This window comes from Psychrobacter sp. Ps4 (genome assembly GCF_022129285.1).
In the GTDB taxonomy this organism is placed as follows: Bacteria; Pseudomonadota; Gammaproteobacteria; order Pseudomonadales; family Moraxellaceae; genus Psychrobacter; species Psychrobacter immobilis_A.
Window position 1 is genome coordinate 44,232 of the sequence record NZ_JADQAK010000025.1, and the last position, 7,131, is coordinate 51,362.

Annotated in this window: 6 protein-coding genes; 1 reads left to right on the top strand and 5 read right to left on the bottom strand. The window is 42.7% G+C overall.

Translation table 11 applies throughout. The features are described from left to right. The first annotated feature begins 26 nt into the window (after positions 1-26). Positions 27-1,223, top strand: a complete 1,197-nt coding sequence (locus tag I3252_RS12730; RefSeq protein WP_238035470.1) for a globin domain-containing protein — start codon at positions 27-29, stop codon at positions 1,221-1,223. Positions 1,224-1,374: 151 nt separating this feature from the next. Here I3252_RS12730 and I3252_RS12735 read toward each other — a convergent pair whose 3' ends face one another. The 5 genes from I3252_RS12735 to I3252_RS12755 form a co-directional block, all read right to left on the bottom strand. After that, on the bottom strand, positions 1,375-2,190 hold the full coding sequence (locus I3252_RS12735) for a phosphodiester glycosidase family protein (RefSeq protein WP_238035471.1): 816 nt from the start codon (positions 2,188-2,190) through the stop codon (positions 1,375-1,377). Positions 2,191-2,254: 64 nt separating this feature from the next. Continuing rightward, positions 2,255-4,063, bottom strand: coding sequence for an FMN-binding glutamate synthase family protein (locus tag I3252_RS12740; protein ID WP_238035472.1), 1,809 nt, complete (start codon positions 4,061-4,063; stop codon positions 2,255-2,257). 207 nt (positions 4,064-4,270) lie between these two features. After that, a complete protein-coding gene (rtcA, locus tag I3252_RS12745; protein WP_238035473.1) occupies positions 4,271-5,377 on the bottom strand; it encodes an RNA 3'-terminal phosphate cyclase in 1,107 nt (368 codons plus the stop codon). Between the two features lie 365 nt (positions 5,378-5,742). After that, the gene (locus tag I3252_RS12750; protein WP_238035475.1) at positions 5,743-6,201 is read right to left on the bottom strand and encodes a DIP1984 family protein; all 459 of its coding nucleotides are present in this window, start codon (positions 6,199-6,201) and stop codon (positions 5,743-5,745) included. A 4-nt stretch (positions 6,202-6,205) separates the two neighbouring features. Further along, positions 6,206-7,030 carry a DUF4209 domain-containing protein gene (locus I3252_RS12755; RefSeq protein WP_238035476.1) on the bottom strand — a complete coding sequence of 275 codons (825 nt, stop codon included), beginning with the start codon at positions 7,028-7,030 and terminating at the stop codon, positions 6,206-6,208. Between the last annotated feature and the right edge of the window lie 101 nt (positions 7,031-7,131).

Genomic DNA, 7,131 nt, shown 5'->3' on the forward strand with positions numbered 1-7,131 from the left:
GAATTGGTACTAATAAGAGAGACAGTATGGCTTCACCAAAGACTTTAGAAATCGTCACCGCAACTGTTCCCGTCCTTGAAGAGCATGGAACGGCAATCACCACGGTGTTTTATAAAAACATGTTTGAAGAGCATCCCGAGCTGTTGGACATATTTAACGAAACCAATCAAAAATTGGGTCGTCAACAGACGGCTCTAGCGACGACCGTGTTAGCCGCTGCTAAGCACTTGGATAAATTGGCGACGTTATTGCCACAGGTCACGCAAATCAGCCACAAGCATCGCGCGTTACAAATTTTGCCTGAGCATTATCCTATTGTTGGTAAGCATTTAATCGGTGCAATTAAGGAAGTGCTGGGCGAGGCGGCCAATGACGATATCATCGATGCTTGGACTGAAGCTTATGATGAGATTGCCTCAGTATTTATCCAGATTGAACATGGCATGTATGAGGAGGCGATGTGGCAGGGTTTTGCGCCTTTTGTAGTGATTAAAAAGGTAGCAGCCGCTACGGATATTGCGGCCTTTACAGTTGTACCAGCCAAGGATAATGCAGAAAGTCATCAAGAGATCGACCTGAGCAAATTGACTTTAACCGCAGGTCAATACATCACGGTGAAAACAGATCCAAAAGACAGTGACCATGTTGCGCTACGTCATTACTCTTTGTACTCTGCTAGTACCGATGCAGGCATTCAGTTTGCGGTCAGACGTGACAATCGCAATGAGCATCATGGTTTGGTCTCTAACTATATGCACGACCAATTAGAAGTGGGTGACACGGTTTTATTATCGGCACCAGCAGGTGACTTTGCGCTCAATCAAGACTTGGTACAGCAAAATGAGATTCCGCTAGTATTGATAAGTGCTGGTGTTGGTGTAACCCCTGTGCTATCTATGTTGGAGGCACAAGTATTAGCCAATCCAAAACGACCTATTATCTGGGTTTATGCTTGCCAAAATGATGCGCATCACGCTTTCAATACTGAAGTGGAGACGCTGTTAGAAAAGGCTGAGACTGTAGAGAAGCATATTTTCTATTTTGAGTCTGGACAACTATTAGATGAGGCGTGGCTTGCTCAATTACCTAAGCCTGCTGATATTTATGTCTGTGGCTCGATGCCATTTATGGAAAGCATGATCGATGGGCTAGTGACGCTAGATCACGGTGTTGATAGCGTTCATTATGAACCGTTTGGTCCTAAGATGAGTTTGGGTGGTTAATCTTTAGCTATTGTTAGCCATTAACTGTTGCTATTAATAAAAAAAGCACTTGGATGACAAAGTCGTCTCAAGTGCTTTTTATTCAATGCAATTTATCTTATTTTTATCACTATTTTAAAAATGGATACGTCTTTAAAAACAAATATATCGCCTAATCTTTATTTTCAACCAATCCAACCATCACGCCCATCTCTTTTTTATCATGCTTATCAATGCTGGGCGCATATAATGCCGACGCAATCCCGCCATCTAAAAACAGAGCATTCGGACAGTTTAAGTCATTGTTAAATAACGATGCAAATTGATAAAAAGTCACAGGCTCATCACTATTAATAAACTTTATGTGACCGTCATCACAGACACCAGCACCATTACGAATCTTGAGCGAGGTACTATCAGGGTTAAACTGGGGATGTATCTCGTTATTGATAACCAGCATAGGACCGGATTGGGTGGCATACCAAGGCTTCGCTTCGCCGCTGTTAAGCTGCTCGTTTAAGGTATTGCTTTCTGTGATATGTACGTTTCCAACTTTATCCCACCACAGCACACCATTGGGTAATAAATGGAAATTGCCACCGCCTTCTTTGAGATTTAGCGATTTGATCTCTTCACCATCAATGATGGTATAGCCAATCGGTGCATAGTTCTCATTGTACATGCCGGCATTCATGGCAAAGTTCAGCGCTTGATTTTTTGGTAAAGTCTTCAATAACGTATCAAAAGTAAGTAATGATTGCGTACTATCGGGCTGCTGCCAAAACAATTTCAATGAGTAGCGTTCATTCGTCAAAGCTTGAGCACTAATACTACAAACACTATAGGAAAATGGGGCATCTTGAGTCTGACACGACCAGTTTTTGGTGTCGCTGTTAGAGACATCAGTACTTGCTGGCTGGCAAGCACTGATACTTAGTAAGAGTAGGGCGACTGCTCCTAAAGGTAAGGGAAGAGCGAAATTTGGCATCAATCATCTGTCTTTTTGATAAAGAGTAAAATATAAACGCTCATGGATAGTGAAATACTAATCACTATTTCTCATCATTGCTAAGTGGAACATCGCGAAAAGTATTGTTGACGTTACCGATTAACTGCCCACCGCCTGTGATATTTGCAAAGTTGCCAAGGCTCTGTTCCACCGATGTGGTGGTTTCTCTGCCTTTATCCCGTGAGTCTTTATTATAAGCAATGAGGGCGTCATCATTGGCTAAAAAGCTATCTGGGTTCGCCATCACCCACATCTGATTAAACACATCTGCGCGGGCGCTATTATTGAGTAGCGCTCCCTTATCCGTAAAATAAAAGAACTTCGATAATAGTTTTATCTGCCCATCATCGAGACGACGCGCGATATGATACGGTTGTAATTGGCTTGGGTGTTGCAAGCCGACCGCGCCGACGATACTGGCTAGAGATTTTAGGGTATTTTTATGGAAGCTTGCGACGCGCTCAGCTTTGCTTGGTACATCCAGCGCCTTTTGACGATAAGGGTCTTGGGTGGCAACGCCAGTCGGGCACGTATTGGTATGGCACGAGCGTGACTGAATACAGCCAACGGCAAACATAAAGCCGCGCGCTGAATTACACCAGTCTGCGCCCAAGGCAATCATACGGGCAATATCGAAACCAGAGACGATTTTACCGCTCACGCCAAGTTTGATTTTATCGCGAATGCCTGCACCCACTAACGTATTATGTATTAATAAAAACCCTTCAACCATCGGCATGCCGACATTGTCCATAAATTCGACAGGAGCCGCGCCAGTACCACCTTCTGCGCCATCGATGACGATAAAATCAGGATAATTATCGGTTTCAATCATGGCTTTTACAATCGCCATAAACTGCCAAGGCTGACCGACACAGAGTTTGAAGCCTACAGGTTTGCCACCTGACAATTCGCGCAGTTGCTGCCAAAAGGCGACCAACTCGCGTGGGGTACTAAAAGCGGTATGCGAAGAAGGCGAGACGCAGTCTTGTCCAAGTGGTACGTGACGGGTATCAGCGATCTCTTGAGTGATTTTTTCCGCGGGCAGTACGCCACCTTTACCAGGTTTTGCCCCTTGCGATAGTTTGATTTCAATCATTTTTACTTGTGGATCAACCGCTTTTTCGGCAAAAGACTGCGGGTCAAAATTGCCACTATCATCACGGCAACCAAAATACCCTGTACCTAGCTCCCAAATCAAATCACCACCGAACTTGCGATGATAAGGGCTGATAGCCCCTTCACCCGTATCATGAGTAAAGCCGCCCATTTTTGCGCCTTGATTGAGCGCCATAATCGCGTTAGCCGATAAGCTGCCAAAGCTCATCGCCGAGATATTAAATACCGACATATCATGCGGCTGCTGACACCGCTCACCGCCGACCATAATACGAAAATCTTTGTTTTCTAGAGGTTGGCTAATCGCTGATTGTAAAAACCATTCTTTACCATTGGTGTATAAATTATCTAGCGTACCAAAGGCATTGGTGTCACTGACATTCTTAGCACGTTGGTAAATGAGCGCCCGCTGCTGGCGTGAAAACGGTACTTGTTCTTTGTCATTTTCTAGTAAATATTGACGAATTTCAGGACGAAAGTCTTCAAGCACATAACGAATATGTCCGGCAACAGGATAGTTTTTCAAAATAGCATGCTTTGATTGTATGACGTCATAAATTCCCAAGCATACCCCAAACCCACCGAGAATAATTAACCACCAATTTAGCAATAGTAGGCCTGCTAAAAATATCAAGATGGCAGCGCCAAAGGTGCTATAACGCAGCAATAAGCCGACCAAATACGGAGAGTTGGTTTTAGGTTCAGGATTTAGATTGGTACGAGATTGGGGCATGGCTACACTCAACAGTAATACGTAAATATTAAAAAGGTGACAATGATTTAAAGAGAGAGTAGGGTAAAAACCACCCTCTTATGACCATTATTGTTAGACACTGACAAAGCGCTCAGATTTATCGCCTACATCATACACATATGATATCACTGCATAGCAGTAATTGGGTAACAGAGTGCTACTGTTGCTGTTGCTAGTGGCGTGATTTTAACAGACAACTTGTACCAAAGTTTTCTGCTCATCGATCACTTTAAGCTTAATCTCAACGGGCAAAAATTGCTGAATGAGCCATGCTTGGGTTTCAGTGTGCTTACTAACGACACGCGCGGTAAACTCGCCACCGCCTGCTAACGCCAACGGTAAGAGTAATTGATCGGTTAAGTATTCATCGACCAGTGAGTCGGTGTTAAATACATAACGTTTGACTAAGCCTGATAAACGACAACCTATCTTTTCCGCCGAGCTGCGTTTTTCTCCTAGTAAAGTAAACACCTCGGAGTGATATTCTTTATGATTTTGGGTGTCAGAAACCTCATGAGTGACTTGTGCATAGCAGCTATTGCCTTCACCAATGCCTTGTAATTTAAAGCTTTTAGTCGTAATTAGTGTCTTATCAATACCTGCTTCAACCAATGATACTTTTGCGCTGGAAAGCTCACGTTTGCAAATGTCGTACTCTAGATTGAGCACGTTCGCGACCAGCTCTATACCGTTAAGCTTACCGCGTTTAGTCAGGTTAAATTGTGAAGCGCTTGCATGGCGCATAAATGGCGTTATCGTCGCTTTAATCATGCCGCCACCAATAGGCGCAAACCCTGCTTGTACAAACTCGATATCCACGTGCATACCCAATTTCGCTAATGTAGGGACGAACGCTTGCTGCAAAAAGTCCGTGGTTGGCGCGAGTGGATTGTGCGTGCCGCCTTTTATTGTTACGGTTGATACCGTTTGCATGTTGGTATTAGCAAACAATAACACTGGCAATAGTGTTTGCAGCACCAAACTGGTACTGCCAGCTGAGCCAATATCAAACGTATAATTGCCAGATTGTATAGTATTAGGAGTAAAACGGAACGATGTGCTGCCCAAAACTGCACCTGTCACGGTGGCATTTGATATTTGCTGTGAGGCTTGTACGCACATCAGGTGTTGACGCATCAATCCTGATTTGGCTCGCCCAGCGCGAATATTGGTGATCTCGATTGGTGTGCCTGTGAGCATGGATAACGATAGGGCAGTACGGATAATTTGTCCACCGCCTTCGCCTGTACTGCCGTCGATTTTTAGAGTTTTGTTTTTTGTGATGGTTGGCATGATGGCTTTCTTAGTTGCTTATATGGCTATTGTCTCGTGACGTTTTAGAAGTGAGTGCAATAAATTTAACGAGGGCATAATAAAATGCCGCTCGTAAATAGCGAGAAGCATTGAAAATAAAATTGAAACCGACTGTCAGTGTCTGGTAGTAAGGTCTAAATGGTGCGTTGTGCTGAGTGACAGGTACGGGGCATCAGTAGTAAAAAAAGACGCTTGCCCGCAACGCCAAGTAGCCACTGCAGTATTTGTTCAACCCCCTGTTGTGGAGTGCGGGGTCTTAACACTCGCCCAGTCGGTTCCAAAAGGGTGGTCTATAGTCATTTCACTATAAAAGTCGTGATTTAAAAGTAGTTATCTAAAAGAAACTACTCTGCTAAATCTATTTGCCAGTTATTAGCTTGAATCACAATATTGATTTGACGCAGTTTCATGGCAATATCGTCGGCTTGCTTCTGTAAACTGGCCACCGATACCATGACATTATATTTAATCTCACGATGGCTATAACGATCCGTTTCGGTATGCGTGGCGGCTATGGCATCGACCAATAGCTTATGGCGCATCTCTAAGGTATCGCGCTCTACCAATAGCGTTAGCATCGACTGACCTTTGTCCGTCTTGGCAATTGCATTGGTACGGTGAATGCGTTCAATCAGGTTGGACAACTCAGCGATGATTTGGCTGGCGTCAATCATCAATGCGTTTGGGTCCTCAGATGGCGTATCGCCTTCTTGTACTTTAATATTGGCGTTGATACGACCCTTAAGCTGAGCCAGCTTCTTTTGCATATCGCTACGGATAAGTAGAGCTTTGGCTAGTTTCATTCTACTAAATCTGATGTGCTATATTGTTTTCAATTGATTTTATAATCATTCGTAAGGTTAGAAACCAAGCATAAACACTTCCTGATGTAACTGCATGTGCGTCATCTAGTAATCCATGGGCAATATTATTGCGTAAATTAAACCCCTTAGAGTCTGTAAATAGAGTCTTAATTTCAAAACATAGATTTTCACCTAGCAAGCTAATTAGCTCTGGAGAATTCATTAATGTACTTAAACCATTTTCAGTTTCAATACCATTTGCAGGATCGATGTAGGTTGTTTTAACACCTGAATTTTTTAGAATCATTCTAATCATATGTTCAAACTGAGGACATAGTACATGCGTTGAAGTATAGTAATCTTTCTGAAACCCTGCATATAAAGCATGACCCATTAACTTCTGACGATTAAGTGGAACAATAGGAGCTTGCTTACATAAGTTTTCTAGGTAATCACGTGTAAATACATGTTCTGAATTAATTTGATCCAGTGCGGGTAAAACTTGACTTTCTAGAGTCAAGTTGATTCTAGTCATTAATAACTTAATAGCATGGTCGTTTTTGCACTCTTCTATACTGTTAGGGTCATTTATATCAATGCCTTTATTGATTGCTATAGTACGACCATCAACGGGTGAAACTGCTCTACTACCTCCAAGAAAATCTATTACACTAGGGTGGTACTGTTCTCTCATCCCCTGATAGTCTGGTTCATCAACTATATTTATAAACTTTTTCAAGGCTTCTGATAAATTGGTAGTACCAGTGACACGACTAATTGCTTGTTCAGTAAGTTCAGAAACATCAATTCCAGTTTCGGTCATTTGCATAGAGTTTAGTCCAGACAGATTTGCATCATTAATTTTTTGTCTTATTCTATAGCCAATCCCACTTAAAATTGTTATAAACTAATTATCAAACCTAATTGCTA